Here is a 26,166-nt window from a genome sequence, read left to right as displayed (position 1 = left end):
GTGTGCGCCTCCACGCGCCCCGTATGCGCCCGGGCATCCCTGCCCGGGTCCGCCGAACCGGTGAAACCGGGGCATACGCTGGGTACAGGGGTGGCGTGAACCACAGAAGAGGTGGAGGTGGAAGCCTCGGCCTGCCGGCGGCAGGTGGGCTATTCTGCTGGCGAGAGGATCCGGGCAACGTTGCCCCCGGGTCCTTTTGTGCTTTCAGCACGTTGAACGGACCGAGAACAACGGCAGCCGCCGGCCCCCAGGGCGCGGGGACCGGACGACCGCCGCGCACTGCGCACCACGTACGAAGCAGTACCGCGAAAGTCCTCGACGGGACCGAGGAGGAACCGACGTGACGGACCAGCGAACCGTGCACCACCGACCGACCCGGGCAGGTGGTCGGGCATGAGCTCTCTCCTGCTGCTGACCAACGCCCTCCAGCCGTCCACCGAAGTGCTGCCGGCCCTCGGCCTGCTGCTGCACAACGTACGGGTGGCCCCGGCCGAGGGCCCGGCCCTCGTCGAGACCCCGGGCGCGGACGTGATCCTCGTCGACGGCCGCCGGGACCTGCCGCAGGTGCGCTCGCTGTGCCAGCTGCTGCGCTCCACCGGGCCCGGCTGCCCGCTGATCCTCGTCGTCACCGAGGGCGGCCTCGCGGCCGTCACCGCGGACTGGGGCATCGACGACGTCCTCCTCGACACCGCCGGCCCGGCCGAGGTCGAGGCCCGGCTGCGGCTGGCCACCGGCCGCCAGCAGCTCGGCTCCGACGACTCCCCCATGGAGATCCGCAACGGCGACCTCTCGGTCGACGAGGCCACGTACTCGGCGAAGCTGAAGGGGCGGGTGCTCGACCTCACCTTCAAGGAGTTCGAGCTCCTGAAGTACCTCGCCCAGCACCCGGGCCGGGTCTTCACCCGCGCCCAGCTCCTGCAGGAGGTGTGGGGCTACGACTACTTCGGCGGCACCCGGACCGTGGACGTGCACGTCCGGCGGCTGCGCGCCAAGCTCGGGCCCGAGCACGAGTCGCTGATCGGTACGGTGCGCAACGTCGGCTACCGCTTCGTCACCCCGGAGAAGGTCGAGCGGGCCGCCGCGGAGGCCGCGGCGCAGGAAGCACCGGAGGGTGCTTCCGGGGGCGCCGCGGGGGCCGTCGCCCACATGGAGCAGGAGCGTGTGACGGTCCACTCCGCAGGACGCCCTGCCCAGAGGTAGGTCACCCCGCGTAGACTCCGCAGCGTGGCCAAGGTGACGCGGGATGACGTGGCGCGACTTGCGGGTACTTCAACCGCCGTCGTGAGCTACGTCATCAACAACGGACCCCGGCCGGTTGCCCCGGCCACGCGCGAGCGTGTCCTCGCAGCGATCAAGGAGCTGGGCTACCGCCCGGACCGGGTCGCCCAGGCGATGGCGTCGCGGCGTACCGACCTCATAGGCATGATCGTCCCGGACGCGCGCCAGCCGTTCTTCGCGGAGATGGCGCACGCGGTCGAGCAGGCCGCCGCCGAGCGCGGAAAGATGGTGCTCGTCGGGAACTCCGACTACCGGGACGAGCGCGAGGTCCACTACCTGCGCGCCTTCCTCGGCATGCGCGTGTCCGGGCTGATCCTGGTCAGCCAGGGCATGAGCGAGCGGGCCGCCTCCGAGATCGAGGCGTGGGACGCGCGGGTGGTGCTGTTGCACGAGCGGCCGGAGGCGATCGACGACGTCGCGGTCGTCACGGACGACATCGGCGGCGCCCAGCTGGCCACCCGGCACCTGCTGGAGCACGGGCACGAGTACGTCGCCTGCATCGGCGGCATCGAGAACACGCCGTCCGTCGGCGACCCGGTCGCCGACCACGTCGAGGGCTGGCGCCGGGCCATGCTGGAGTCGGGGCGCTCGGTGGAGGGCCGCCTCTTCGAGGCCCCGTACAACCGCTACGACGCGTACCGGGTGGCCCTGGAGGTGCTGGCGGGGCCGGACCGGCCGCCGGCGATCTTCTGCGCGACGGACGACCAGGCGATCGGCGTCCTGCGCGCCGCCCGCGAGCTCCGCATCGACGTGCCGGGGGACCTGGCGGTCGCGGGCTTCGACGACGTGAAGGAGGCCGCGCTGACGGACCCGCCGCTGACGACGGTCGCCTCGGACCGGCCGGCGATGGCCCGCGCGGCGGTGGACCTCGTGCTGGACGACGGGCTCCGGGTGGCGGGCTCCCGCCGCGAACGCCTGAAGCAGTTCCCGTCGGCCCTGGTGATCCGCCGCTCCTGCGGCTGCACCTGACCGGGCCCGGCCGCCCCGCCCCGCCGGGGCCGCCGGCCTGCCGCCGCGCTGCCGCTTGCCGCTTGCCCTGCCGCTGCGCGGAGCCTCTCCCCGCCCCGCCCTTTCGCCGTTTCCCGGGGCTCCGCCCCGGCCCCGTGCGCTCAAACGCCGCGCGGGCTTGATCTCAGGTGCGGGCTCATTTCGGGCATACGCGGTTCTGTCGGGGTTTTCAGGTCGTCCTCACGAAGCTCTCATCAACCGGGGACACAGTGAGCGGCATGACAGACCGCTTCCGCCTCGACGGCGACCACGACCCGCAGGAGAACGACCCGTCTGGTTATCCGCCGGCCTACGCGTCGGCCTACCCCCCGCCCCCGGCCCACCCGCCGCAGGCCCCGGCCGGGCCCGCTCACGCCGCCCGCACCCGCCGCCCCGTCGGCCTGCTCGCGGCCGTCGCGCTCGCCGCCGCGCTCGTCGGCGGCGGAACCGCCGCAGCGCTCCAGCAGCTGCTGGCCGACCCGGCCGCCGGCCCGGCCGGCATCAGCGGCACCAACGTCTCCCGGTCCACCTCCGGCACGGTCGCCGGCGTGGCCGAACAGGTCAGCCCCTCCGTCGTCCGCATCGACACCCGCACCGGCTCCGGCCAGGGCACCGGCTCGGGCGTCGTCATCACCGCCGACGGCGAGATCGTCACCAACAACCACGTCGTCAGCGGCGCCTCCGAGATCCAGGTGACGATGAGCGACGGGAAGAAGTACGGCGCCAAGACCGTCGGCACCGACCCCGACAAGGACCTCGCGCTCATCAAGCTCCAGGGCGCGAGCGGCCTCAAGCCCGCCGTCCTCGGCAACTCCGACGGGCTGAAGGTCGGCGACCAGGTGGTCGCCATCGGCTCCCCCGACCGCCTCACCGGCACCGTCACCAGCGGCATCGTCTCGGCCCTGAACCGCGAGGTGAACGTCCCCAAGTCCGAGCAGCAGTCCCCGCAGCGCCAGCGCAGCGGCGGCGGCTGGCCGTTCTCGTACGACGGCCGCCAGTTCAACGGGACCACCGGCTCGGACACCACCTCGTACAAGGCCATCCAGACGGACGCCTCCCTCAACCCGGGCAACTCCGGCGGCGCACTGGTCGACATGAACGGCGAGATCGTCGGCATGCCGTCCGCCATCTACTCCCCCGCCGGCGACAGCGGCTCCGCCGGCAGCGTCGGCCTCGGCTTCGCCATCCCGGTCAACACCGTCAAGGCCGACCTGCCCTCCCTGCGCAAGGGCGGCAGCGGCAGCGACGGCGGCGACAGCGGGTTCGGGAACCGGTTCTGACGACGCCCCCGCTCCCCTCCCCATCTGCGACGCTGGGAGGCACCCACGAGCAGCCGACCACCACCCTGGGGGACCAGCCCATGAATCCCGCCGAAGGCGACCCGCAGCGCATCCTCGTCGTCGACGACGAGCCGGCCGTGCGGGAGGCCCTGCGCCGCAGCCTCGCCTTCGAGGGGTACGCCGCCCAGACCGCGGTCGACGGGCTCGACGCCCTCGACAAGACGGCCTCGTACGGCCCGGACCTGATCATCCTGGACATCCAGATGCCCCGCATGGACGGCCTGACGGCGGCCCGCCGGCTGCGCGCCGCCGGCAGCACCACTCCGATCCTGATGCTCACCGCCCGCGACACCGTCGGAGACCGCGTCACCGGCCTCGACGCCGGCGCCGACGACTACCTGGTCAAGCCGTTCGAGCTCGACGAGCTCTTCGCCCGCGTCCGGGCGCTGCTGCGCCGCAGCGCGTACGCCGCCCCGGCGCCCGGGGCGCTGCCCTCCGGGGACGCGCTCGTCTTCGGCGACCTGCGCATGGACCTGGCCACCCGCGAGGTGACCCGGGCCGGCCGGCCCGTGGAGCTGACCCGGACCGAGTTCACGCTGCTGGAGATGTTCCTGTCCCACCCGCGCCAGGTGCTGACCCGCGAGCAGATCCTGAAGACGGTGTGGGGCTTCGACTTCGAGCCGAGCTCCAACTCCCTGGACGTGTACGTGATGTACCTGCGCCGCAAGACCGAGGCCGGCGGCGAGCCGCGCCTGGTGCACACCGTGCGCGGGGTCGGCTACGTGCTGCGCGCCGCCGGGGCCGGGGACTCCGGGGGGCCGGAATGAGTCCCGCCGCCCGATTCCGCGGCCTGCCGCTGCGCTCCCGGCTCGCCCTGCTGGTCGCGGTGGCGGTGGCGGTGGCCGTCGCGGCGGTCGCGGCCGTGTGCTGGGTGATGGTGCGCAGGCAGCTCAGCGAGCAGCTGGACCGCTCGCTGATGGCGACGAACCCGTCCGCGGAGGTCGTGCGCAGGCTGCGCGAGGGCTGCACCACCGCTCCCGGGCGGCCGGTGCAGGAGATCGCCGGCAACCTGACGCCGACCGTCCAGATCGTCACCGCCGACGGCAGCCACTGCTGGGTGAGCGGGCTGCCGGACCTGCCCGTCACCGTCGCCGACCGCCAGGTCGCGGCCGGGCAGCGGACCAGCTCCGTGCACGACGCCCGCACCCCCGGCGGCACCGCGATGCGCGTCTACACCTTCACCGCGCAGGCCCAGCCCGGCTCCCCGGTGTTCGGGATCTCGGTCGCCAAGCCGCTGGCCGACATCGACGAGCCGCTGTCGACGCTGGCCTGGGTCCTGCTGCTGGTGTCCGGGATCGGCGCCGTCGGCGCCGGGGCGGCCGGCCTGTGGGTGGCCCGTACCGGGCTGCGGCCGGTCGACGAGCTGACCGGCGCCGTGGAGCACATCGCGCGCACCGAGGACCTCACCGTGCGGATCCCCGACGACGGCGACGACGAGATCGCCCGGCTGTCGCGCTCGTTCAACTCCATGACGGCGGCGCTGGCCTCCTCCCGCGAGCGCCAGTCCCAGCTCATCGCGGACGCCGGCCACGAGCTGCGCACCCCCCTGACCTCGCTGCGCACCAACATCGAGCTGCTCGCGCGCAGCGAGGAGACCGGCCGGGCCATCCCCGCGCAGGACCGCCGCGAGCTGCTGGCCTCGGTGAAGGCGCAGATGACGGAGCTGGCCGCGCTGATCGGGGACCTGCAGGAGCTGTCGCGGCCCGACGCGGGCCCGCCCGCCCGGCTGGAGGTGGTGGCCCTGCACGACACCGTGCGCAGCGCCCTGTCGCGGGCGCGGCTGCGCGGCCCGGAGCTGGTCTTCGACGCCGAGGTGGAGCCCTGGTACGTACGGGGCGAGGCGGCGGCGCTGGAGCGGGCGGTGGTCAACCTGCTGGACAACGCGGTGAAGTTCAGCCCGCCGGGGGGTGTCGTGGCGGTCTCGCTGCGGGCGGGCGAGCTCACCGTACGCGATCACGGTCCGGGCATCCCGGCGGAAGACCTCCCGCACGTCTTCGAGCGGTTCTGGCGGTCGGAGTCGGCGCGGTCCCTGCCCGGCAGCGGGCTCGGCCTGTCCATCGTGGCGCGCACGGCGGAGCGCTCGGGCGGCAGCGCCCGGCTGCGGGCGCCGGCGGACGGCGGCCCGGGCACGGAGGCGGTGCTGCGCATCCCCGGTGCGCCGACGCCGCCGCCCGCGGCCGCGGAGGCCGCCGCGGCCGGCGGCGGGGCCGGTGGCGCGGCGGCGGCCGCCGAGGGACCGTCAGTTGTGCCGGATCAGTGAGGCGACCAGGCCGGAGCGGGTGTTCGGGAAGTCCATGGGGACGATCCCGAGCCCGGTCCGCCCGGCCAGCTCCGCTCCGTCGACGAAGGCGTGGACCTGCGGGTTGAGGCGGTCGGAGTTCCAGCGCGGCGGCATGTAGGCCGAGGTGCTGGTGTAGTTGACGAAGAGCTTGCCGGGCTGCTGCACGGCCCGCCGGAACTGGTCCTCGATCCTGCCGCGCTTGGCGAACGGCTCGGCGTTCCAGTCGTCCTGGATGTCGAAGACGCCTCCGTCGCCGTAGCGCAGGCCGGGCAGGCCGCCGTTGTCGGCGAGGAGGACCACCTTGCCGCGGGCCTGGCCGAGGGCGGGCAGGGTGTGGGCGATCCTGAACAGCGGCCGCCAGCCGCGGTGGTCGAGGTAGTCGTCGAAGACGGCGCGGAAGACCTGGTCGCTCTCCGCGGAGTACTCCTGCTTGAGGCGCATCAGGACGGTCTCGCCCGGGTGGGCGGCCAGGAAGTTCGCACAGGCGACGAGCACGTCGCCGAACATCAGGCCCTGGTAGAAGGAGCCGTGGTGGATGGCGAACGAGCCGCCGGTCACCCGGCAGCGGACGTCGAGGAAGCGGATGCCGGAGTCGAGCTGCTCGGCGATGGAGGTGTTCTGGCAGGCGACGTAGAGCCCGCCCTGTCTGGCGCCGGAGTCGTGGGTGCCGGGGATCGTCATCCGCTGCAGGGGGGTGGAGTCGGCAAGTGCGGACATCCAGTCCTGCGTGCCGAGGGTCCGGGCGTGCGTGCCGGGGGTCCGGGCGGCCGCCGGAACCGCCGCGCCCCACGAGAGGGCCGTGCCCGCGCCCGCCGCCATCGCCGCGACCAGGAATGCCCGCCGTTCCAGTGCCATGCCCGCCCCTTTGCCGGTCCAGTGGTTGGACCGGAGTATGGCGTGCGGGCCGTGCGCTGACTACCCGTCGGTAGGCACGGGCTTGTCGAGCAACTCGGCCATGGCGCGCAGGCCTTGGGTGAGTTCACGCCCCGTCGGCGCCGTCGCGGGGTCGGTCAGCGCCTGCACCATGACCCCGCTGAGCAGCGCGATGTGCAGCGATCCCAGGGACCGTACGTCCTCCTCGGAGACCTCCTCCACCGGGACCCCGCGCAGCGCCGCGGCCACCATCCGCCGGTTGCGGCGCTGGCCCTCGGCCAGGACGGCGAGCAGCTCGGGCCGGGACTGGGCGTGGACGAAGGCCTCGACGGAGGCGGTCCACAGCCAGCGCATCTCGCCGAAGTCCCGGATCTTGCGGTCCCAGGTGTCGGCGTAGCGCTCCTCGGTGCTGTCGCCCTGTCCGGCGAGCCGCCCGGAGCCGGCCGACCACTCCTCCATGGCGGCGAACAGCGCCTGGTTGAGGAGGGCTTCGCGCGAGCCGAAGTGGTAGCCGATGGCGGCCATGCTCACGTGCGCGGCGGAGGCGATGTCGCGCACGGTGGTGCGCAGGTAGCCCTTCTCCTCCAGGCAGCGGCGGGCTCCGGCCAGCAGGTCCTCGCGATTTCCCATGCCGGGATCGTATCCGCGCACCCGTCCTTGGGCGGACGCCCAAGACGAGCGTATTGCGCGCCTGCGCAAACGCTGGCAGAGTGAAGCACGCGGACGGGCCCCGGCAGAGCGCCGAAGACCGGCCCGCCGACGCAGCCGAGGACGCACACGAGGGGGAGCCGCGCCATGCGCCACGCACTGAAGATCGACGACCGCACCCTGTCCTACCTGGACTTCGGCGGCCCCGGCCGCCCGCTGCTCGCCCTGCACGGCGGACTGTCCGAGGGCATGGCCTTCGCCGGGCTCGCCCGGGCGCTCGGCGACGACTGGCGGGTCATCGCCCCCGACCAGCGCGGACACGGCGACTCCGACCGCGCCGAGCACTACCGCACCGAGGGGTACGTCGCCGACGCCGTAGCCCTCCTCGACCACCTCGGCCTCGACTCCCCGGTCGTCGTGCTCGGCTTCTCGCTCGGCGCCGTCACCGCGGTCCACCTCGCCGCCGAGCACCCCGGCCGCGTCGCCGCCCTCATCAACACCGACTCCACCGTGGAGGTGCCGCGCTCGGCCGCCGCCACGCCCTCGGTGCCCGCGGGCTTCGAGTTCCTGACCGGCATGCGCTACACCGCGGCCACCCGCGAGGAGCTCCTCGAAGCCGCCGGGCCGATCGGCTCGCAGTTCGTCGCCCCGGCCCTGCGCCCGCTGGCCGACCACTCCGGCTGGCGGCTCCCCTTCCACCCGCAGGACATGCTCGACTCCATCGCCGCCGCCGGCGGCGACCACTGGGAGGCCTGGCTGGCCGGCACCTGCCCCGCCCTGCTGATCCGCGCCACCGCCAGCACCGCCCTGCCGCAGGCCACGGCCGACGCGATGGTGGCGCGCCGGCCGGGGACCTCGTACACGGCCCTCGAAGGCGACCACTTCGTGCCCTTCACCCACCCTGATGACTTCCACGCGGCCGTCGGGAAGTACCTCGCCGGCCTCTGACCTCCCGGGGGGGGATCCCGCCCCACGGGGATCCCGGGCCACGGGGGTGCGCGGGAGAGCGGAAGAAGAGGGGAAAGGCCCGAGGGGGCGGCGGGCCGTCGGGCCTGCCGCCCCCTCGGGGGTACAGCGGTGTCGAGCGCGGTGGCGGTCGAGCGCGGTGTTACTTGACGACCGTGATCCGGTCCGCCGCCGGCGGGGCGATCGGGGCCGCCGCGGAGGACTTCGCCAGGTAGGCGTTGAAGGCCTCCAGGTCGGGCACGCCGACCAGCTTGTTCTTGTGCTCCTTCAGGACGGTGAAGCCGTCGCCGCCGCCCGCGAGGAACTCGTTCATCGCGACCCGGTAGGTCTTGGCCGGGTCGATCGCCTGGCCGTTCAGCTTCACCGAGTCCACGACGATGCGGTCAGCGCCCGCCTTGGTCATGTCCAGGGTGTACGTGAAGCCCTTCGACACCTGCAGGATCTTCGGGTTCGCACCGTTGACCGGGCCGCTGACCTGCTGCTGGAGCGCCGTGATCAGCTGCGCGCCGGTCAGGTCCACGATGTTCATCAGGTTGTTGAACGGCTGGACCGTGTAGGACTCGCCGTACGTGACGACGCCGTCGCCCTCACCGCCCGCGGCCTTGTACGCCAGGTCGGCGCGGATGCCGCCCGGGTTCATGAGGGCCAGCTGGGCGCCGCCCTTGTCGGCCGGGGCCGTGGCCTCCAGCTGGGCGTCCGCGATCAGGTCGCCGAGGGGCTTCTCCGGCGCCTCCGAGCCGCGGCCCGGGATGTCGGCGGAGATGTAGCCCATCGGGCGGTTCGCGACCGGGGCCGCCAGGGTCTTCCAGCGGTCGATCAGCTCCGTCATGTCCGGGGCCTTGGGCAGGTCACGGGAGACGATCTTGTTGACCGGCTTCGGCGCGAGCGCGGCGGTGCGGACGATGTCCTTGGTCTTGCGGTCGTACGTCAGCGTGGTGTCGGTGAACAGGCGGCCGTAGGAGGCGGCCGAGGTCACCATGCGCGGGTTGCCCGCCGGGTCGGGGATGTTGCAGGCGTACGCCTGGTGCGTGTGGCCGGTGACCAGGGCGTCGACCTTCGGGTCCACGTTCTTGGCGATGTCCACGATGGCGCCGGAGATGCCGGCGCCCGCACCCGGGGTGTTGCAGTCGTAGTTGTACGCGCCGCTGGCGGGCAGGCCGCCCTCGTGGATCAGCGCGACGATCGACTTCACGCCCTGCTTGTTCAGCTCCTCGGCGTACTTGTTGATCGTCTCGACCTCGTCGCCGAACTTCAGGCCCTTGACGCCGTCGGCCGTCACGACGTCCGGGGTGCCCTCCAGGGTGACGCCGATGAAGCCGATCTTCACGTCCCCCTTCTTCCAGATGAAGGTGGGCGACATCAGCGGACGCTTGGTCTTCTCGTCGGTGACGTTCGCCGCGAGGTACTTGAACTCGGAGCCGGTGAACTCCTTGCCCATCTCGAAGCAGCCGTCCACCGGGTGGCAGCCGCCGTACGCCATGCGGCGCAGCTCGGTCTTGCCCTCGTCGAACTCGTGGTTGCCGACGCTGGTGACGTCCAGCTTCAGCTTGTTCAGCGCCTCGACGGTCGGCTCGTCGTGGAAGAGGCCGGACAGCATCGGGCTGCCGCCGATCATGTCGCCCGCCGCGGCGGTGACGGAGTACTCGTGGCCCTTGCGGGCCTCGCGCAGGCTGGTCGCCAGGTACTCGACACCGCCGGCCGGTATGGCCTTCGTGGTGCCGTCCGCCTGACGCTCGGTCACGTTGCCCGAGGAGCCCTGCGGCGGCTCCAGGGTGCCGTGGAAGTCGTTGAACGACAGCAGCTGCACGTCGACGGTGCGGCCCGCGGCCGCACCGGCTCCACTCGCGGCACCGGCCGGCAGGGCGGCGGTGAACACCGCGCCGGTCCCGGCCGTGACGGCGAGGGCGGTGACGAACAACCGGCGGGTGCGGCGGTGCCGTTGTGGCGTCGCTGACATTTGTTCCCCTTATGAACAGCGGTAGATCTCGGGAGGTCCGCCGCAGCCTAGTGTCAACGCGCGTAGCACGACAGGGGTCGCGGGTATCGCCCTGATCACGTGCAGGCGACGGGCGGAAGAACGGATCGCGCCACGCCCCCGCCGCGATCCCGCCACGCTCCCGGGCGGACCCAGCCCGCGCACCACCGCCCCCGCCCCCCACCGCCGTAGTCTCGGAGCATGACTGACGACGCAGTGACGGCCCTGGAGCCCGGACGCCAGATCCAGACCCTCGACGAACTGACGGCGGAGCAGGCCGCCGCCGTGCTCGACCTGATCGAGGACGCGGCCCGCACCGACGGCACCACCGCCGTGTCCGAGCAGGGCCGGCTCCAGCTGCGCGGCGGACCCCGCGAGGGCATCCGGCACTTCCTGCTCACCGAGAAGGGGCGGCTCGCCGCCTACGGCCAACTGGAGGAGACCGACCCGGTGGAGGCGCCCGCCGCCGAGCTCGTCGTCCACCCCGCGCTGCGCGGCCGCGGCCACGGCCGGGCCCTCGGACAGGCGCTGCTCGGCGCCTCCGGCAAGCGGATCCGGGTCTGGGCGCACGGCGGCAAGTCGGCCGCCCGCCACCTCGCGCAGGTCCTCGGCCTGACCCTGTTCCGCGAGCTGCGCCAGCTGCGCCGGCCGCTCGGGCCCGACGCCCCGCCGCTGCCCGAGCCCGTCCTGCCCGCCGGGGTGAGCGTGCGCACCTTCGTGCCCGGCCAGGACGACGAGGCCTGGCTCGCGGCGAACGCGGCCGCCTTCGCCCACCACCCCGAGCAGGGCTCGCTGACCCTGCGCGACCTGAACGACCGCATCGCACAGCCGTGGTTCGACCCCAAGGGCTTCTTCCTCGCCGAGCGCGAGGGCCGGCTCGTCGGCTTCCACTGGACGAAGGTCCACGCCGAGGAGCAGCTCGGCGAGGTGTACGTCCTCGGCGTCCTGCCCGGCGCGCAGGGCGGCGGCCTCGGCAAGGCCCTCACCGCCGTCGGCCTGCAGCACCTCCAGGCCTCCGGCCTGCCCACCGCGATGCTCTACGTCGACGCCGACAACCCGGCGGCCCTCGCCGTGTACGAGGGCCTCGGCTTCTCCACCCACGAGGTCGACCTCATGTACCGCACCGAGAGCTGACCGCGGCCCGCGGCCGCGACCGCCCCGTACGGGTCCACCGGGCGCACCGGGGGCCCGTACGGGTGCATTCCGGGCGCCGCAGCGACGTACTCGTGCACCATCGGGACCCTGGATGCCATGCGCCATTCACCGACCCTTAAGACGCGCTTGCCAGGCTCCCCGCATGAGGCCCCGACTCCGACTGACGGCGAACGCTTCCGACGCGCCTGTCCTGCCCCGCGCGCGGAACAATGGAGTCATGAGCCACCAGCCCAGCGCAGGCCCCACCGAGGTCCCCGCCCAGCACCCGTCGCACCCGTCCGCCGCGGCCTCCGCCGGCTCGCCGACCAGCGCCTCCGCGCGGCTCGGGTCGATCGCCGCGCACCGCCCGCACGCCGGACTCGAACCGGGCCTCGCCCCCGACCTCGACTCCGACCTCGACGCCTACGAGGACAAGGACGGCGGGGAACTGCCCCCCGGCCGGTTCCTCGACCGCGAGCGCAGCTGGCTGGCCTTCAACGAGCGCGTCCTGGAACTGGCCGAGGACCCCACCACCCCGCTGCTGGAGCGCGCGAACTTCCTGGCCATCTTCGCCAGCAACCTCGACGAGTTCTTCATGGTCCGCGTCGCCGGCCTCAAGCGCCGCATCGCGACCGGCGTCGCCACCCGCTCGGCCTCCGGCCTGCAGCCCCGCGAGGTCCTCGACCTGATCTGGACCCGCTCGCGCGAGCTCATGGCCCGCCACGCCGCCTGCTACCAGCAGGACATCGCCCCGCAGCTCGCCGAGGAGGGCATCCACCTCATCCGCTGGCCCGACCTCACGGAGAAGGAGCAGGCGCGCCTCTTCACCCTGTTCCGCAACCAGATCTTCCCGGTGCTGACCCCGCTGGCCGTGGACCCCGCGCACCCCTTCCCGTACATCTCCGGCCTGTCGCTGAACCTGGCCGTCGTCGTGCGCAACCCCGTCAGCGGCCACCGGCACTTCGCCCGCGTCAAGGTGCCGCCGCTGCTCTCCCGCTTCCTGGAGGCCTCCCCGCAGCGCTACGTCCCGCTGGAGGACGTCATCGCCGCACACCTGGAGGAGCTCTTCCCCGGCATGGAGGTGCTCGCGCACCACATGTTCCGCGTGACCCGCAACGAGGACCTCGAAGTCGAGGAGGACGACGCCGAGAACCTGCTCCAGGCCCTGGAGAAGGAGCTCATGCGGCGCCGCTTCGGCCCGCCGGTGCGCCTGGAGGTGGAGGAGTCCATCGACCCCGGCGTCCTGGACCTGCTGGTGCAGGAGCTGAAGATCTCCGCCGCCGAGGTCTACCCGCTGCCCGGCCCGCTGGACCTCACCGGCCTGTTCGGCATCGCCTCCCTGGACCGGCCCGAGCTGAAGTACCCCAAGTTCGTCGCCGGCACCCACCGCGACCTCGCCGAGGTCGAGTCCGCCTCCGCGCCCGACATCTTCGCCGCGCTGCGCGAGCGCGACGTCCTGCTGCACCACCCGTACGACTCCTTCTCCACCTCCGTGCAGGCCTTCCTGGAGCAGGCCGCCGCCGACCCGGACGTCCTCGCGATCAAGCAGACGCTGTACCGCACCTCCGGCGACTCCCCGATCGTCGACGCCCTGATCGACGCCGCCGAATCCGGCAAGCAGGTCCTGGTCCTGGTCGAGATCAAGGCCCGCTTCGACGAGCAGGCCAACATCAAGTGGGCCCGCAAGCTGGAGGAGTCCGGCTGCCACGTCGTCTACGGCCTGGTGGGCCTCAAGACCCACTGCAAGCTGTCGCTGGTCGTCCGCCAGGAGGGCGACACCCTGCGCCGCTACAGCCACGTCGGCACCGGCAACTACCACCCCAAGACCGCCCGCCTGTACGAGGACCTCGGCCTGCTCACCGCCGACCCGCAGGTCGGCGCGGACCTCTCCGACCTCTTCAACCGGCTCTCGGGCTACTCCCGCCGCGAGACCTACCGCCGGCTGATCGTCGCCCCGCGCTCGCTGCGCGACGGCCTCATCGCCCGGATCGACAAGGAGGCCGCCCACCACCGCGCGGGCCGCCCCGCGTACGTACGGCTCAAGATGAACTCCATCGTCGACGAGGCCCTCATCGACGCCCTCTACCGGGCCTCCCGGGCCGGCGTCCCGGTCGACATCTGGGTCCGCGGCATCTGCGCCGTGCGCCCCGGGGTCCCCGGACTCTCGGAGAACATCCGGGTCCGCTCCATCCTCGGCCGCTTCCTGGAGCACTCCCGGGTCTTCGCCTTCGGCAACGGCGGCGAGCCCGAGGTGTGGATCGGCAGCGCCGACATGATGCACCGCAACCTCGACCGCCGCATCGAGGCACTGGTCAGGGTCGCCGACCCGGCCCACCGCGCGGCACTCGACCGGATGCTGGAGACCGGCATGTCCGACTCCACGTCCTCCTGGCACCTGGGCCCGGACGGGGAATGGACCCGGCACAGCACCGACCACGAAGGCCAGCCGCTGCGGCACGTTCAGGAGATGTTCATAGACGCCCGGAGGCGCCGGCGTGGCTCTGCCAAACCATGACCCGACAACGACCGGCGAGGGCTCCGCGGGGGACGTGCTCGGCGCGTACCTGCGGGACCAGGCCACCGCTTTCCTGCGCGGGCTGCGCCTGCACGAGGAGTGGGGGTCCCCCCGGACGGAGTCTGGGGGAGGGGCCGACGCCCTCGACGGCGCCGGTGCGGCGCGCAGCCTGCGGGGGGCTGCGCGCCGCATCGGCGGGGCCCTGGCCACCTTCCGCGGGGTCACCGACCCGTCCTGGGCCGACGGGCTGCGCACCGAGCTGGCCTGGCTGTCCTCGACCCTGGCCGACGAGCACGCGTACGCCGCCCGGCTGGCCCGGCTGCTCGAGGCACTGCACCGGCTCTCCGGCGCGCCCGAGGTCCCCGGGCCGCGCGGGGCGAGCGGCGCGCTGACGGTGGGCTCGGCGCGGGCCGCCGCGCTGCTGGACCGGCAGCTGACCCTGGCCCGGACCCGCGCCCACTCCGCCACCCTGCAGGCGCTGGGCTCCTCCCGGTTCCACGCGGTCGCCGACGCGGTGGCCGTGCTGGCCTCCGAGGTGCCGCTGGACGTGATCGCCGCGCGGGGCCGGGTCGACGACGTGCTCGTCCCGCTCGCCGAGGTGGCGCGGACCCGGCTGGCGGCGGCCGTCTCGGCGCTGCCGCCCGTCACCGAGGCGCACCCGTACGACACCGAGCACGACGGCTCCTGGCACGAGGTGCGCCGGCTGCTGCGCGTCCACCGCTACGCCCGGGAGGCCCTCGGCGAGGACGTGGCCCGGCTGCGCGCCGCGAACGAGGCCCTGGACCGCCACCGGGACGCCGCCGAGGCGGCCGCGGCCTCGGCCGCCGCCGCCCGCACCCCGCGGATCGCCCCGGCGACGGCGTACGCCCTCGGCGTGCTCCACGCCGACCAGCGCCACGAGGTCGAGGCGGCCCGCCTCGCCTTCCAGGGCCTGTGGGAACCGGTGGGCGCGGCCGCGCCGCGCTAGAACCGACCTGCCGGGACCCCGGCCGACCGGCCGCGCCCGCGCCGGGGAGACCCCGGCGTGGGTGCGGAACGGAACGTTTTCGGCCACGCTGGGTGCGTAGCCCGGCAGCGCCCGGGCCGGCCCCCGTGACCCCCGTGCCGGACGCCGCCGCGCAACCGCCCCACCCGCCCCTGCCGTACATGTCTTCCACTCCGCCGAGGCCCTGCCGGATCGACCGAGATGTCCAGCGCGCACCCTGACCGCCGACGCCCTTCCGGGGCCGCGGCACCCTTCCGTTCCGCGCGGGGTGCGCGCGTCGCAAAACCGCTGCGCCCCGGACCGCCCTACGCATGTCTCCGCAGGTGGACAGGGGTATCCGGGGCCGTTCCCGGCATCTGCGGGCGGCCTGCGGGCCACCCCTCGCACGGGCTTCCGCTCCCGTCCCGCCCCGCGCGCGGGCCCGCTTCCCGCCCGGCCCGCGCAGCCCGGTCACGCACTGCTGCGGGCCCCGCCGAGCGGCGCGCCGGTACGTACGCGGCCGTCCGTCGAGGTTCACCTCCCGTTCACCTCGCCCCGTCGATCGCTTCACCTGTTCTGCCTAATTTCGGTGGTGCGCCGAGCGTGCCGCTGGCTTGATCCAGCAGCCGCCCCGGTGACCGACGTAGTCCTCTTCGCACGCCGCCCCGATACCGAAAGCGGCCGGCGGCTTCTGGAAGGAACACCCGAAAGTGAAGCTTCAGCGCAAGAACATGCTTCGTGCCTCCGCCCTCGGCGCGCTTGTCGTGTCCAGCGCCCTGGTCCTCACGGCGTGCGGCTCGGACGACAACACCAACACCGGCGGCAACGCCAGCGGCAAGCCCTCCGCGGCCGCCGCCGGCGACGTCAAGTGCGACGACGCCAAGGGCAAGCTGCTGGCCTCGGGCTCCTCCGCCCAGAAGAACGCGGTGGACCTGTGGGTGAAGAACTACATGGCCGCCTGCTCCGGCGTCGAGGTGAACTACAAGTCCTCTTCCTCCGGTGAGGGCATCGTCGCGTTCAACCAGGGCACCGTCGGCTTCGCCGGCTCGGACTCGGCGCTGAAGCCCGAGCAGGTCGAGGACTCCAAGAAGGTCTGCACCGGCGGCCAGGGCATCAACCTGCCGATGGTCGGCGGCCCGATCGCCATCGGCTTCAACGTCGCCGGCGTGGACAAGCTCACCCTCGACGCCCCCACCCTCGCGAACATCTTCAACGACAAGATCAAGAAGTGGGACGACGAGGCCATCAAGAAGCTGAACCCGGGCGTCAACCTGCCCGGCACGGCGATCCAGGCCTTCCACCGCTCCGAGGACTCCGGCACCACCGAGAACCTGGGCAAGTACCTCAAGGCCGCCGCCCCCGACGCGTGGACGTACGAGCCCGCCAAGAAGTGGCCGGCCCCCGGCGGCCAGGGCGCCTCCGGCTCCGCCGGCGTCGCCTCCCAGGTGAAGGCCGTCGACGGCGCCATCGGCTACTTCGAGCTCTCCTACGCCTCCGCGCAGAACATCAAGACCGTCGACATCAACACCGGCGCGGCCGCCCCGGTCAAGGCCTCCGCCGACAGCGCCTCCAAGGCCATCGCCGCCGCCAAGATCGCCGGCACCGGCTCGGACCTGGCGCTGAAGCTCGACTACACCACCAAGGCCGAGGGCGCCTACCCGATCGTCCTGGTCACCTACGAGGTCGTCTGCGACAAGGGCAACAAGGCCGAGACGCTCCCGACCGTGAAGTCCTTCCTCGGCTACACCGCCTCGGACGCCGGCCAGAAGGTCCTGTCCGACAACGGCTACGCCCCGATCCCGGCCGAGATCAACACCAAGGTCCGCGAGGTCATCAAGTCGCTGTCCTGAACCCCTGAGCCCCGGAGCGCCGGGCCGATCCCGTCCGATCGGCCCGGCCCCGGGGCCCCTCCCCGGCAACGCCGGGGACATCCGGTGCACCGCCGCCAGGGGGCTCGTCCCCCCACCAGACCGGAAAGACCATGGCTTCCACCACACCCACCCGCATAGGCAGCACGCCTCCGCCCGCCTCCACGAGCGGAACGTCCACCGGCCGCGCCGGTGACAAGATCTTCTCGGGGCTCTCCAAGGGCTCCGGCATCCTGCTCCTGGTGATCATGGCGTCGATCGCCGTGTTCCTCACCTACCGGGCCTCCATCGCGCTGTCGAAGAACGAGGGCGACTTCCTCACCACCTTCGACTGGAACGCCTCGGCCAACCCGCCCGTCTTCGGCATCGCCGTCCTTCTCTTCGGCACCGTCGTCAGCTCGATCATCGCGATGGCCATCGCGGTTCCGATCGCCGTCGGCATCGCCCTGTTCATCTCGCACTACGCGCCGCGCAAGCTGGCCGCCCCCCTCGCCTACGTGGTCGACCTGCTGGCCGCCGTGCCGTCGATCATCTACGGCATCTGGGGCGCCCTCTTCCTGGTCCCGCAGCTGGGCGGCCTGAACCTCTGGCTCGACGAGTACTTCGGCTGGACCTACGTCTTCGACAAGTCCCAGCCCGGCGTCGCCCGCTCCCTGTTCACCGTCGGCATCCTGCTCGCGATCATGATCCTGCCGATCGTGACCAGCGTCAGCCGCGAGGTCTTCCTCCAGGTCCCGCGCATGAACGAGGAGGCCGCCCTGGCCCTCGGCGCGACCCGCTGGGAGGTCATCCGCATGTCGGTGCTGCCCTTCGGCCGCTCCGGCGTCATCTCCGCCTCCATGCTCGGCCTCGGCCGCGCCCTCGGCGAGACCATGGCCGTCGCCACCGTCCTCTCGCCGAGCTTCCTGATCTCCGGCCACCTGCTGGACCCGGGCGGCGGCACGTTCGCCCAGAACATCGCCGCGAAGTTCGACGAGGCCAACGAGTTCGGCCGGGACGCGCTGATCGCCTCCGGTCTCGTCCTCTTCCTGCTCACCCTGCTGGTCAACGGCGCCGCCCGCATGATCATCGCGCGCCGCAAGGAGTACTCGGGGGCGAACGCCTGATGAGCCACGCAATCCAGGACCAGCGCCCCGTCCGGCCGTCCGGGTCCGCCGCCCCCTCCGGCCTCACCCGCGGCGGCCTGCCCCGCTGGGCCCCCGCCGGCATCGGCGCCGTCTCCGTCGCCCTCGGCATCGTCATCGGCCTCGTCTTCGACCTGCAGAGCAAGGTCCAGTGGGGTCTGATCGCCGCCCTGCTCTTCATCGCGATCACCTACACCGCCAGCGCGGTCGTCGAGAACCGCCGCCAGGCCAAGGACCGCGTCGCGACCTCCCTGATCTGGGTCTGCTTCCTCCTCGCGGTCGTCCCGCTCCTGTCGCTGATCTGGACCACCGTCAGCCGCGGCCTGAAGGCCCTCGACGCGGACTTCCTCACCCACTCGATGAACGGCGTCACCAGCTTCGAGCAGGGCGGCGGCGTCTACCACGCGCTGCTCGGCACCATCGAGCAGGTCGCCCTCGCCACCGTCATCGCCGCCCCGATCGGCCTGCTGACCGCCGTCTACCTGGTCGAGTACGGCAAGGGCCGCCTCGCCAAGGCCGTCACCTTCTTCGTCGACGTCATGACCGGCATCCCCTCCATCGTCGCGGGCCTGTTCATCCTGACGACCTGGAACCTGATGCTCGGCTTCGGCCCGTCCGGCTTCGCCGGCGCCATGGCCCTGTCGATCCTGATGATGCCCGTGGTGGTCCGCTCCACCGAGGAGATGCTCAAGCTCGTCCCGAACGAGCTGCGCGAGGCCTCCCTCGCCCTCGGCGTGCCGAAGTGGCGCACGATCCTCAAGGTGGTCCTCCCCACCGCCGTCGGCGGCATCGCCACCGGCCTGATGCTGGCCGTCGCCCGCATCGCCGGCGAGACCGCCCCGATCATGCTGCTGGTCTTCGGCTCCCAGCTGATCAACGGCAACCCCTTCGAAGGTGCTCAGTCCTCGCTCCCCCTGTACATCTGGGAGCAGTACAAGGTCGGCAGTGACGCCTCCTACGACCGGGCATGGGCCGCAGCGCTCGTCCTGATCGCCTTCGTCATGATCCTCAACCTGGTGGCCCGCGGCATCGCCCGCTGGAAGGCCCCGAAGACCGGTCGCTGACGCGACCCACGAAAGCGAAGTGACCCTCATGGCCAAGCGAATCGACGTCAGCGGCCTCTCTGCCTTCTACGGCAACCACAAGGCCATCGACGACATCTCGATGACCGTGGAGCCGCGCTCCGTGACCGCCTTCATCGGCCCGTCCGGCTGCGGCAAGTCCACCTTCCTGCGCACCCTGAACCGCATGCACGAGGTCACCCCCGGCGGCCGCGTCGAGGGCAAGGTGCTCCTGGACGACGAGAACCTCTACGGCCCCGGCGTGGACCCGGTCGCGGTCCGCCGCACGGTCGGCATGGTCTTCCAGCGCCCCAACCCCTTCCCCACCATGTCGATCTTCGACAACGTGGCGGCTGGCCTGCGCCTGAACGGCAGCCACCGCAAGGCCGACCTCGCGGACACCGTCGAGCGCTCCCTCAAGGGCGCCAACCTCTGGAACGAGGTCAAGGACCGCCTGAACAAGCCGGGCTCCGGCCTCTCCGGCGGCCAGCAGCAGCGCCTGTGCATCGCCCGCGCCATCGCGGTCGAGCCGCAGGTCCTGCTGATGGACGAGCCCTGCTCCGCCCTGGACCCGATCTCCACCCTCGCCATCGAGGACCTGATCGGCGAGCTGAAGGAGCGCTTCACGATCGTCATCGTGACGCACAACATGCAGCAGGCCGCCCGCGTCTCGGACCGCACCGCGTTCTTCAACCTCGCGGCGGTCGGCCAGCCCGGCAAGCTGATCGAGATCGACGACACGGACCGGATCTTCTCCAACCCGTCCGTCCAGGCGACCGAGGACTACATCTCGGGCCGCTTCGGCTGACCCAAGGATCATGCGGCCGCCGCCGCGTGGACGTCCTGCGGTGCTGCATGGCGGTGCCACCGCAAGGCGAAGGGCCGGCTCCCCCTGGGTGGGGGGAGCCGGCCCGATTTCGTTCCCGCACGCTGCGGTGCGCGCCCGTACGGCTATCCGACGGCCAGGTTCACGAGCCAGAAGCACAGCGCGGCGACCAGGCCCGCGGCCGGCATGGTGATGAACCAGCCCAGGATGATGTTCTTCGCGACGCCCCAGCGGACCGCGTTGACCCGCTTGGTCGCCCCCACGCCCATGATCGCCGAGGTGATCACGTGGGTGGTGGAGATCGGCGCCTTGAAGATGAAGGCGGTGACGAACATGATCGACGCGCCGGTCGTCTCGGCCGCGAAGCCCTGCGGCGGGTCCAGCTCGATGATCTTGCGGCCCAGGGTGCGCATGATGCGCCAGCCGCCCGCGTACGTACCGAGCGAGAGCATCACGGCGCACGCCAGCTTGACCCACACCGGGATGGGGGCGCCGGACTCCTGGACGTCGGCGATGACCAGGGCCATCACCACGACGCCCATCGTCTTCTGGGCGTCCTGGAGGCCGTGGCCGAGGGCCATGCCGGCCGCCGAGACCGTCTGCGCGATGCGGAAGCCGCGCTTGGCCTTGTGCGGGTTGGCCCGCCGGAAGATCCACATGATCGCGACCATCACCAGGTAGCCGGCCACCAGGCCGACGACCGGCGACAGGAACATCGGGATGACGACCTTGTCCACGACGCCCGACCAGATCACCCCGATCCCGCCGGCCAGCGCCGCACCCACCATGCCGCCGAAGAGGGCGTGCGAGGAGGACGACGGCAGGCCGAAGTACCAGGTGATCAGGTTCCAGACGATCGCCCCGACGAGCGCGGCGAACAGGACCCACATCCCCGTCGAGCCCGTCGGCGTCTCGATCAGGCCCTTGCTGACCGTCTTGGCCACGCCGCTGCCCAGGAAGGCGCCGGCGAGGTTCATCACCGCGGCCATCGCGAGGGCGGCGCGCGGGGTCAGCGCCCGGGTCGAGACCGAGGTCGCGATCGCGTTCGCCGAGTCGTGGAAACCGTTGGTGTACGTGAAGCCGAGCGCGACACCGATGGTCACGATCAGAGCGAAGGTGTCCACGAGGTTCAGGACTCCTTGACCGCGATGGTCTCCACCGTGTTCGCGACGTGCTCGAACGCGTCCGCGGCCTCCTCGAGCACATCGACGATCTGCTTGAGCTTGAGCACCTCGATGGCGTCGTACTTGCCGTTGAAGAGGTGGGCGAGCAGCTTGCGGTGGATCTGGTCGGCCTGGTTCTCGAGGCGGTTGACCTCGATCCAGTACTCGGTCAGGTTGTCCATCGTCCGCAGGTGCGGCATGGCCTCGGCGGTCAGCTCGGCCGCCCGCGCCAGGACCTCGATCTGCTGCTCGACGCCCTTGGGGAGCTCTTCGATGTTGTAGAGGACGACCAGGTCGACGGCCTCCTCCATGAAGTCCATGATGTCGTCGAGCGACGAGGCCAGGGAGTAGATGTCCTCGCGGTCGAACGGCGTGATGAACGAGGAGTTCAGCTGGTGGAAGATCGCGTGGGTGGCATCGTCCCCCGCGTGCTCGGCCGCACGCATCCGCTCCGCGATCTCGGCCCGGGCGGAGGGATCCGCTCCGAGCAGTTCCATCAGGAGCTTGGAGCCCGTGACGATGTTGTCCGCGGATGCGGCGAACATGTCGTAGAAGCTCGTCTCCCTGGGGGTCAGACGAAATCGCACGTGTGGTCCTCGGGGTGCATCGGATTCGGTCAGGCTGATGCTAGGCGCATCGCCCGGCCACGGCTAACCGGCGGTCCCACGGTGTCCTCCATCAGGCACAGTGACCCTGCGGACCCCCGCCGCCGCGGCCGGGGCCCGGTAACCTATACCCATGAGGGGTATGCACTGGAAGGCACCCCCTCGTCCGGACCACGGGAGGACCCCCATGACGGCCATCGAGGCGGAAGGCTCCGGAGCCGCTGTCGCCACCGGTGCAGCCCCTGAAACGCCGGTGCACGGGTATCACCACCAGAAGGACGAGCACCTCAAGCGGCTGCGCCGGATCGAGGGGCAGATCCGCGGCCTGCAGCGGCTCGTCGACGAGGACGTGTACTGCATCGACATACTCACCCAGGTCTCGGCGAGCACGAAGGCGCTGCAGTCCTTCGCGCTCCAGCTCCTGGAGGAGCACCTGAGGCACTGCGTCGCCGACGCGGCCGTCAAGGGCGGCACCGAGATCGACGCCAAGGTGGAGGAGGCCACGAAGGCCATCGCCCGGCTGCTGCGGACCTGAGGTCCGGGGCAGTCCGGGGCGGTCCGGGGGACAGGGCGCGGGCGGCGGGGACTACAGCCGGAGGCCCATCAGGACCTCGTCGATCCGGTCCTGGCTGAGCCGCTCCTCGTCCGCCGCGGAGGCCGCGATGATCAGCTCGCCGCACAGCTCGATCTCGGCGAGAGCCACGTGGTCCTGCACCGTCGTACCGCCAGCGGGAGTCACGCGTGTCACCTCAATCTGCCGCCATCGGACATGGGCGTACGGCTTCCCAGCCTAGGGAGGGCCGGGCGCGGTGCGCATGACACGGATGGACCATTTCCGGCTACCCGGCCATGGTCCGATCGCGCCGCCCCGGTACCGCCCGACCGGCTAGGGGGCGATCTTCCCGGCGTAAATGTCCTTGCTTGCGGGCAATACGACGCTCACCGGCGTCCCGAACCCGTACAGCAGCGTCGTGGAGGAGACATCGATCACGCCATTGTTGACATACGTGAACCGGTGCCGGACCTTCCGCAGCCGCCCCTCCTGGTCGAGGTAGGCGTCGAAGGGGACGGTGTCCTTGGCGAACCCTTTCGCCGCGGCCTCCAGTGCCCCCTTGACCGCCGGGGAGGCGCTTCGCGCGGCCCGCCCGATGTCCGTGGTCCCCTGGTAGTGCCGCACCTTGGTGCCCGCCAGATCGGTCTCGCCGAGGTAGCGGACCTCCTGCGCGCCGCGCAGCAGCTCGGCGGCGGCCAGCGGGTCGGTCGCCCCGCCGGTCACCAGGTTCCCGTCCGCCAGGGTCGTGGTGTCCACGCGGACCCACTTGTCGGCGGGGACGCCCGCGCCCCGGTTCTTCATGTACAGGGCGCCGGGGACGAGCAGTTCGGTGATGGGCCGGTGCTCCTCCTTGCCGGCCGCGTCGGCGGGCAGCATGACCAGGAGCTGGCCCATCCGGTTCTTGAAGTCGACCCCGCCCTCGCCGCGGATGGTGACCCTGGTCCCGCCGGTGGCCATCTCCATCGCCGTACGGGCGCGGGCGCTGCCGGCGCCGGTCAGCGCGTCCGCGGCCGCCCGGACCGCCGCCGCGGGATCGGCGGGGGGCCGGTCGTCGCCGGCCGAGGCGGAGCCGCCGCACCCGCTCATCGCTGCGATGGCCGCGGCCACGCCGACGGCGAGCACCGCCTCGCCCGCACGCCCGCGCCGCTGCCTGTGCTGGTGCACCACCATCGCCTGCCAACCCCCAACGCATGACCGCTGCTTGCCCGAGGCCCCCACCCGCTCCGGTTAACGAGGTCCGCGGTTTCCCGTCACGGGCCGCCGACCTCACGGACCGGCCGCGGCCCCCGGTACCGTGGTGGGGTGGATCCGTATCCGAAGGCATCGCCCGCACCTCCGCTTGCCTCTCTGCCGTTGCCCCGTCCCACGGAGCAGCCCGTCCCCGGACACACCACCAGCACCACCGAGCGCGGCTCGTTCTGTCTGGCCGTCTGCACCTGCGGCTGGAAGGGCCCGGCGCGCCGCTCCCGCGATCTGGCCCGCCAGGACGCCGCCCGGCACGCCGCCGGGTAGGGCGCCGGGTAGGGCGGGCACGGCCTGCGCCGTCGCCCGTTCGGACGCTCCCGGCTGGCCGGGCCGACCGCGAGCGGATGCGCTGGGTCCATGCCAGGATCCGCACCCCGCGTCGCCGCCCTGCTCTGGGCCCTGCTCATCGCGCTGACCCCCGCCGCCGCGGCCTCGGCCCGGCCCACGGGCTCGGCGGACGGCCCGGCCGATGTGGCCCTGGCCATCGGGCTGACCACCGCGGCGGCCGTGGTCACCGGCCTGTGGCTGCGCTCCCGCTACCGCCGCGACGCCGAGGCCCGGTCAGCGGATGCGGAGAAGGCGACCCGGCGGGCCGAGGGCGGCGGCCGGTGACACCGCGGCCCCGCCCGGCGGCGGTGCGGCTGTGCTTCGGGGCGGCGGGGCTGTGCCTGCTGGCGGCGCTGCTGATGAGCGTCTGGGATGCGTACGGGCCCACCTGACGGGGCGTCCGCACCCGGCGCGCGCCCGTCCCCGGCCCCTCAGGCGGCGAGGTCGCTGTCCTGCGTACGGGAGCCGCCCGCCGCGGTCCGGTCCTGGGCGAGGTCCACCGGGCAGGGCCGCAGCAGGTGCCGGGCCCGTACCAGCCGGGCGGCGCGCGGGGAGCGGGCCGCGGCGCGCACCACCGGCGTCAGCAGCGCCATGGCGAGCGGGGCGAGGACGAGGACGACTGCGGTGCCGAGGGCGAAGCCGCCGATGACGTCGGTCGGGTAGTGCAGGCCGAGGTAGAGGCGGCTGAGGCCTTCGAGCAGGGCGAGGCCGATGCCGAGGAGGCCGAGCCTGCGGTGGGCGAGGAACAACCCGACCGCCAGGGCCATCGCGAGGGTGGCGTGGTCGCTGACGAAGGAGAAGTGGCCGTGGGCCGGGCCGCCTTGGAGGACGTCGAGCCCGTCGTGCTGGAGGTAGGGGCGCGGGCGGGCGACCAGCCGGCGCAGCGGGACGTTCACCACCAGCGCGAGGGCGGCGGCGAGCGGCGCCCACACCAGGGCCGCGAACGACTCGGCGGCCGCGGCCTCCTCCTGCCGGCGCGCGCCGCGCCAGCACCACAGGACGAGGAGGACCAGGAGCAGGGGGATGCCGTAGGAACTGACCAGGGCGACGGCCCGGTCCACACCGGCCGGGGCGTGGCGGGCCAGCGCATTGACGTCGTACAGCAGGCTGACGTCCACGTTCGGACCACCGGTTGTGAGTGCAACCATGGCGATGCGGCCCCTTGCCCTTGCTCGGTCCCCAGTGGGCGCACCGGTGTGTACGCCCCGCGAACCCCCCCTTGCGATCCCTCCCCGTGACCATGGAACGCCCGTTCTGACGGGGCGGTTCCACTCTCCACGGAATGATCACCGCAACGTTATCCAAGAGTGATGGCCCACCGCAGCTCAGGGCCTGCACCTGACGGAGCGTGACCAGGCCCTCCGGTCAAGGGGTCTTGGCGCCGGCCGCACGGTCCGGAAGCGCCTCGGCGCCATCCTTGGTGACCCGGGTGGCGCCGAAGTAGTCCGGCGCGTCGATCTTGTCGAAGCGGATCACCGCACCGGTGTACGGGGCGTTGATCATGTAGCCGCCGCCCACGTAGAGCCCGACGTGGTGGATCTCCCGGGAATTGTTCAGATCATTGGAGAAGAACACCAGGTCGCCGGGGAGCAGTTCGCTGCGCGCCGGGTGCGGGCCGGCGTTGTACTGGTCGTTGGCCACGCGCGGCAGCTCGATCCCGACCGACTCGTACGCGGCCTTGGTCAGCCCCGAGCAGTCGAACCGGTAATCCTGGTCGGCCGTACCGTTTCCGCCCCACAGGTACGGGGTGCCCAGCTGCTTCTGCGCGAAGTAGATGGCCCCGGCCGCCTGCTGCGAGGGCGCGACCCGCCCGACGGGCTTCTCGAAGCTCTTGGCCAGGGTCGTGATCGCCTTCACGTATCCCTGGGTTTCGCGGAACGGGGGCACGCCGCGGTACTGGAGGACGGCCCCGGGACCCGCGTTGTACGCCGCGAGCATGTTGCCGACCGCGTCGCCGGGGACGTTCCTGACGTCCTTGGCCAGCTCGCAGTCGTACGAAGCGGCCGACGGGATGGCGTCGTTGGGGTCCCAGATGTCGCGGTCGCCGTCGCCGTCGCCGTCGATGCCGTGCACGGCCCACGTCCCGGGGATGAACTGCGCGATGCCGCGCGCGTCGGCCGGGCTGACGATCGTCGGGTTCCAGCCGCTCTCCGAGTACAGCTGCGCCGCCAGGACCGCCGGGGTCAGCGTGGGGCACAGCACGCCCCACTTCTGCACCAGCGCCTGGTACTTCGCCGGCACCGCCCCCTTGGCCAGCCCCACGGCACGGCCGCCGCCGCTCGCGATGCCTGCGGCCGCGGAGTACGTACCCACGAGGAGCAGGCCCACGAAGCACAGACATGCCGCGAAGCCGACCCCGCTGATCACCCAGAACCTGCGCACCCGTCAACCCTCCCCCATCGAGCATGCATTCACAGGGATTCACCGGTTCGT

25 protein-coding genes are annotated in these 26,166 nt (G+C 72.4%); 16 read left to right on the top strand and 9 right to left on the bottom strand.

What is annotated here, in order from left to right; genetic code table 11:
• Nucleotides 1-393 precede the first annotated feature (393 nt).
• The 5 genes from AB0953_RS06080 to AB0953_RS06060 all read left to right on the top strand — a co-directional run bounded on the left by AB0953_RS06080 (nucleotide 394) and on the right by AB0953_RS06060 (nucleotide 5,865).
• Nucleotides 394-1,200, top strand: a complete 807-nt coding sequence (locus tag AB0953_RS06080) for a response regulator transcription factor (RefSeq protein ID WP_366858223.1) — start codon at nucleotides 394-396, stop codon at nucleotides 1,198-1,200.
• A 24-nt stretch (nucleotides 1,201-1,224) separates the two neighbouring features.
• On the top strand, nucleotides 1,225-2,247 hold the full coding sequence (locus tag AB0953_RS06075) for a LacI family DNA-binding transcriptional regulator (protein WP_366858222.1): 1,023 nt from the start codon (nucleotides 1,225-1,227) through the stop codon (nucleotides 2,245-2,247).
• 257 nt (nucleotides 2,248-2,504) lie between these two features.
• Nucleotides 2,505-3,545 carry a trypsin-like peptidase domain-containing protein gene (locus AB0953_RS06070; RefSeq protein ID WP_366858221.1) on the top strand — a complete coding sequence of 347 codons (1,041 nt, stop codon included), beginning with the start codon at nucleotides 2,505-2,507 and terminating at the stop codon, nucleotides 3,543-3,545.
• A gap of 80 nt (nucleotides 3,546-3,625) precedes the next feature.
• Entirely contained in the window at nucleotides 3,626-4,372 is a 747-nt protein-coding gene (locus AB0953_RS06065) for a response regulator transcription factor (protein WP_366858220.1), read from the top strand.
• Nucleotides 4,369-5,865 carry a HAMP domain-containing sensor histidine kinase gene (locus tag AB0953_RS06060; RefSeq protein ID WP_366858219.1) on the top strand — a complete coding sequence of 499 codons (1,497 nt, stop codon included), beginning with the start codon at nucleotides 4,369-4,371 and terminating at the stop codon, nucleotides 5,863-5,865. The genes AB0953_RS06065 and AB0953_RS06060 overlap by 4 nt, the downstream gene beginning before the upstream one ends.
• On the opposite strand, the gene AB0953_RS06055 is transcribed toward AB0953_RS06060, so the two are convergent.
• Both AB0953_RS06055 and AB0953_RS06050 read right to left on the bottom strand, forming a co-directional pair.
• Entirely contained in the window at nucleotides 5,845-6,741 is an 897-nt protein-coding gene (locus AB0953_RS06055; protein WP_366858218.1) for a phosphatidylinositol-specific phospholipase C, read from the bottom strand. The two genes, AB0953_RS06060 and AB0953_RS06055, sit on opposite strands and share 21 nt — an antisense overlap.
• Nucleotides 6,742-6,801: 60 nt before the next feature.
• Nucleotides 6,802-7,389 carry a TetR/AcrR family transcriptional regulator gene (locus AB0953_RS06050; RefSeq protein WP_366858217.1) on the bottom strand — a complete coding sequence of 196 codons (588 nt, stop codon included), beginning with the start codon at nucleotides 7,387-7,389 and terminating at the stop codon, nucleotides 6,802-6,804.
• A 165-nt stretch (nucleotides 7,390-7,554) separates the two neighbouring features.
• Here AB0953_RS06050 and AB0953_RS06045 point away from each other — a divergent pair, with 165 nt between their 5' ends.
• Entirely contained in the window at nucleotides 7,555-8,355 is an 801-nt protein-coding gene (locus tag AB0953_RS06045; RefSeq protein WP_366858216.1) for an alpha/beta hydrolase, read from the top strand.
• 160 nt (nucleotides 8,356-8,515) lie between these two features.
• On the opposite strand, the gene AB0953_RS06040 is transcribed toward AB0953_RS06045, so the two are convergent.
• Nucleotides 8,516-10,330, bottom strand: coding sequence for a bifunctional metallophosphatase/5'-nucleotidase (locus AB0953_RS06040; protein ID WP_366858215.1), 1,815 nt, complete (start codon nucleotides 10,328-10,330; stop codon nucleotides 8,516-8,518).
• Nucleotides 10,331-10,549: 219 nt separating this feature from the next.
• On the opposite strand from AB0953_RS06040, the gene mshD reads away from it, so the two are divergent.
• The 7 genes from mshD (at nucleotide 10,550) to pstB (ending at nucleotide 19,822) form a co-directional block, all read left to right on the top strand.
• On the top strand, nucleotides 10,550-11,482 hold the full coding sequence (gene mshD / locus AB0953_RS06035) for a mycothiol synthase (RefSeq protein ID WP_366858214.1): 933 nt from the start codon (nucleotides 10,550-10,552) through the stop codon (nucleotides 11,480-11,482).
• Nucleotides 11,483-11,720: 238 nt separating this feature from the next.
• Nucleotides 11,721-13,997 carry an RNA degradosome polyphosphate kinase gene (locus tag AB0953_RS06030; RefSeq protein WP_366858213.1) on the top strand — a complete coding sequence of 759 codons (2,277 nt, stop codon included), beginning with the start codon at nucleotides 11,721-11,723 and terminating at the stop codon, nucleotides 13,995-13,997.
• Nucleotides 13,978-14,964, top strand: coding sequence for a CHAD domain-containing protein (locus AB0953_RS06025; protein ID WP_366858212.1), 987 nt, complete (start codon nucleotides 13,978-13,980; stop codon nucleotides 14,962-14,964). Before AB0953_RS06030 ends, AB0953_RS06025 begins: the two co-directional genes overlap by 20 nt.
• A 707-nt stretch (nucleotides 14,965-15,671) precedes the next feature.
• Nucleotides 15,672-16,811: a phosphate ABC transporter substrate-binding protein PstS gene (gene pstS / locus AB0953_RS06020; protein ID WP_366858211.1), complete on the top strand. Its 1,140-nt coding sequence runs from the start codon at nucleotides 15,672-15,674 to the stop codon at nucleotides 16,809-16,811.
• Between the two features lie 131 nt (nucleotides 16,812-16,942).
• On the top strand, nucleotides 16,943-17,935 hold the full coding sequence (gene pstC / locus AB0953_RS06015) for a phosphate ABC transporter permease subunit PstC (protein ID WP_366858210.1): 993 nt from the start codon (nucleotides 16,943-16,945) through the stop codon (nucleotides 17,933-17,935).
• The gene (gene pstA / locus AB0953_RS06010) at nucleotides 17,935-19,017 is read left to right on the top strand and encodes a phosphate ABC transporter permease PstA (protein ID WP_366858209.1); all 1,083 of its coding nucleotides are present in this window, start codon (nucleotides 17,935-17,937) and stop codon (nucleotides 19,015-19,017) included. The genes pstC and pstA overlap by 1 nt, the downstream gene beginning before the upstream one ends.
• Before the next feature lie 28 nt (nucleotides 19,018-19,045).
• Nucleotides 19,046-19,822, top strand: coding sequence for a phosphate ABC transporter ATP-binding protein PstB (pstB, locus tag AB0953_RS06005; protein ID WP_366858208.1), 777 nt, complete (start codon nucleotides 19,046-19,048; stop codon nucleotides 19,820-19,822).
• A gap of 143 nt (nucleotides 19,823-19,965) precedes the next feature.
• On the opposite strand, the gene AB0953_RS06000 is transcribed toward pstB, so the two are convergent.
• Nucleotides 19,966-20,964 carry an inorganic phosphate transporter gene (locus tag AB0953_RS06000; RefSeq protein ID WP_366858207.1) on the bottom strand — a complete coding sequence of 333 codons (999 nt, stop codon included), beginning with the start codon at nucleotides 20,962-20,964 and terminating at the stop codon, nucleotides 19,966-19,968.
• A 5-nt stretch (nucleotides 20,965-20,969) separates the two neighbouring features.
• Nucleotides 20,970-21,590 (bottom strand): DUF47 family protein, encoded by a 621-nt coding sequence (locus AB0953_RS05995; protein WP_361916524.1) that lies wholly within the window; start codon nucleotides 21,588-21,590, stop codon nucleotides 20,970-20,972.
• Nucleotides 21,591-21,795: 205 nt separating this feature from the next.
• Here AB0953_RS05995 and AB0953_RS05990 point away from each other — a divergent pair, with 205 nt between their 5' ends.
• Nucleotides 21,796-22,143: a metal-sensitive transcriptional regulator gene (locus AB0953_RS05990; RefSeq protein WP_366858206.1), complete on the top strand. Its 348-nt coding sequence runs from the start codon at nucleotides 21,796-21,798 to the stop codon at nucleotides 22,141-22,143.
• 51 nt (nucleotides 22,144-22,194) lie between these two features.
• Here the strand turns inward: AB0953_RS05990 and AB0953_RS05985 are convergent, their stop codons facing one another.
• Both AB0953_RS05985 and AB0953_RS05980 read right to left on the bottom strand, forming a co-directional pair.
• Entirely contained in the window at nucleotides 22,195-22,347 is a 153-nt protein-coding gene (locus tag AB0953_RS05985) for a hypothetical protein (RefSeq protein ID WP_366858205.1), read from the bottom strand.
• A gap of 147 nt (nucleotides 22,348-22,494) precedes the next feature.
• Nucleotides 22,495-23,331 (bottom strand): hypothetical protein, encoded by an 837-nt coding sequence (locus AB0953_RS05980; RefSeq protein ID WP_366858204.1) that lies wholly within the window; start codon nucleotides 23,329-23,331, stop codon nucleotides 22,495-22,497.
• Nucleotides 23,332-23,514: 183 nt separating this feature from the next.
• Here AB0953_RS05980 and AB0953_RS05975 point away from each other — a divergent pair, with 183 nt between their 5' ends.
• Both AB0953_RS05975 and AB0953_RS05970 read left to right on the top strand, forming a co-directional pair.
• Nucleotides 23,515-23,673 (top strand): hypothetical protein, encoded by a 159-nt coding sequence (locus AB0953_RS05975; RefSeq protein WP_366858626.1) that lies wholly within the window; start codon nucleotides 23,515-23,517, stop codon nucleotides 23,671-23,673.
• A 90-nt stretch (nucleotides 23,674-23,763) separates the two neighbouring features.
• A complete protein-coding gene (locus AB0953_RS05970; protein WP_366858203.1) occupies nucleotides 23,764-24,018 on the top strand; it encodes a hypothetical protein in 255 nt (84 codons plus the stop codon).
• Nucleotides 24,019-24,164: 146 nt separating this feature from the next.
• Here AB0953_RS05970 and AB0953_RS05965 read toward each other — a convergent pair whose 3' ends face one another.
• Both AB0953_RS05965 and AB0953_RS05960 read right to left on the bottom strand, forming a co-directional pair.
• Nucleotides 24,165-24,881, bottom strand: a complete 717-nt coding sequence (locus AB0953_RS05965; RefSeq protein ID WP_366858202.1) for a phosphatase PAP2 family protein — start codon at nucleotides 24,879-24,881, stop codon at nucleotides 24,165-24,167.
• Between the two features lie 217 nt (nucleotides 24,882-25,098).
• Nucleotides 25,099-26,115: a bifunctional lytic transglycosylase/C40 family peptidase gene (locus tag AB0953_RS05960; RefSeq protein WP_366858201.1), complete on the bottom strand. Its 1,017-nt coding sequence runs from the start codon at nucleotides 26,113-26,115 to the stop codon at nucleotides 25,099-25,101.
• Nucleotides 26,116-26,166: the final 51 nt, after the last annotated feature.

This window comes from Streptomyces sp. NPDC046866 (assembly GCF_040704625.1).
Classification (GTDB): Bacteria; Actinomycetota; Actinomycetes; order Streptomycetales; family Streptomycetaceae; genus Streptomyces.
This window is presented reverse-complemented; position numbering and strand designations above follow the sequence as displayed.

Coding starts and splice junctions, on each gene's coding strand:
- AB0953_RS06070 (WP_366858221.1), top strand. CDS start 2,505: ATGACAGACCGCTTCCGCCTCGACGGCGACCACGACCCGCAGGAGAAC.
- AB0953_RS06065 (WP_366858220.1), top strand. CDS start 3,626: ATGAATCCCGCCGAAGGCGACCCGCAGCGCATCCTCGTCGTCGACGAC.
- AB0953_RS06030 (WP_366858213.1), top strand. CDS start 11,721: ATGAGCCACCAGCCCAGCGCAGGCCCCACCGAGGTCCCCGCCCAGCAC.
- AB0953_RS06050 (WP_366858217.1), bottom strand. CDS start 7,389: ATGGGAAATCGCGAGGACCTGCTGGCCGGAGCCCGCCGCTGCCTGGAG.
- AB0953_RS06080 (WP_366858223.1), top strand. CDS start 394: ATGAGCTCTCTCCTGCTGCTGACCAACGCCCTCCAGCCGTCCACCGAA.
- AB0953_RS06055 (WP_366858218.1), bottom strand. CDS start 6,741: ATGGCACTGGAACGGCGGGCATTCCTGGTCGCGGCGATGGCGGCGGGC.
- AB0953_RS05965 (WP_366858202.1), bottom strand. CDS start 24,881: ATGGTTGCACTCACAACCGGTGGTCCGAACGTGGACGTCAGCCTGCTG.
- AB0953_RS05970 (WP_366858203.1), top strand. CDS start 23,764: ATGCCAGGATCCGCACCCCGCGTCGCCGCCCTGCTCTGGGCCCTGCTC.
- AB0953_RS05980 (WP_366858204.1), bottom strand. CDS start 23,331: ATGGTGGTGCACCAGCACAGGCAGCGGCGCGGGCGTGCGGGCGAGGCG.
- AB0953_RS06060 (WP_366858219.1), top strand. CDS start 4,369: ATGAGTCCCGCCGCCCGATTCCGCGGCCTGCCGCTGCGCTCCCGGCTC.
- pstA (WP_366858209.1), top strand. CDS start 17,935: ATGAGCCACGCAATCCAGGACCAGCGCCCCGTCCGGCCGTCCGGGTCC.
- mshD (WP_366858214.1), top strand. CDS start 10,550: ATGACTGACGACGCAGTGACGGCCCTGGAGCCCGGACGCCAGATCCAG.
- pstC (WP_366858210.1), top strand. CDS start 16,943: ATGGCTTCCACCACACCCACCCGCATAGGCAGCACGCCTCCGCCCGCC.
- AB0953_RS06040 (WP_366858215.1), bottom strand. CDS start 10,330: ATGTCAGCGACGCCACAACGGCACCGCCGCACCCGCCGGTTGTTCGTC.
- pstB (WP_366858208.1), top strand. CDS start 19,046: ATGGCCAAGCGAATCGACGTCAGCGGCCTCTCTGCCTTCTACGGCAAC.
- AB0953_RS06045 (WP_366858216.1), top strand. CDS start 7,555: ATGCGCCACGCACTGAAGATCGACGACCGCACCCTGTCCTACCTGGAC.
- AB0953_RS05990 (WP_366858206.1), top strand. CDS start 21,796: ATGACGGCCATCGAGGCGGAAGGCTCCGGAGCCGCTGTCGCCACCGGT.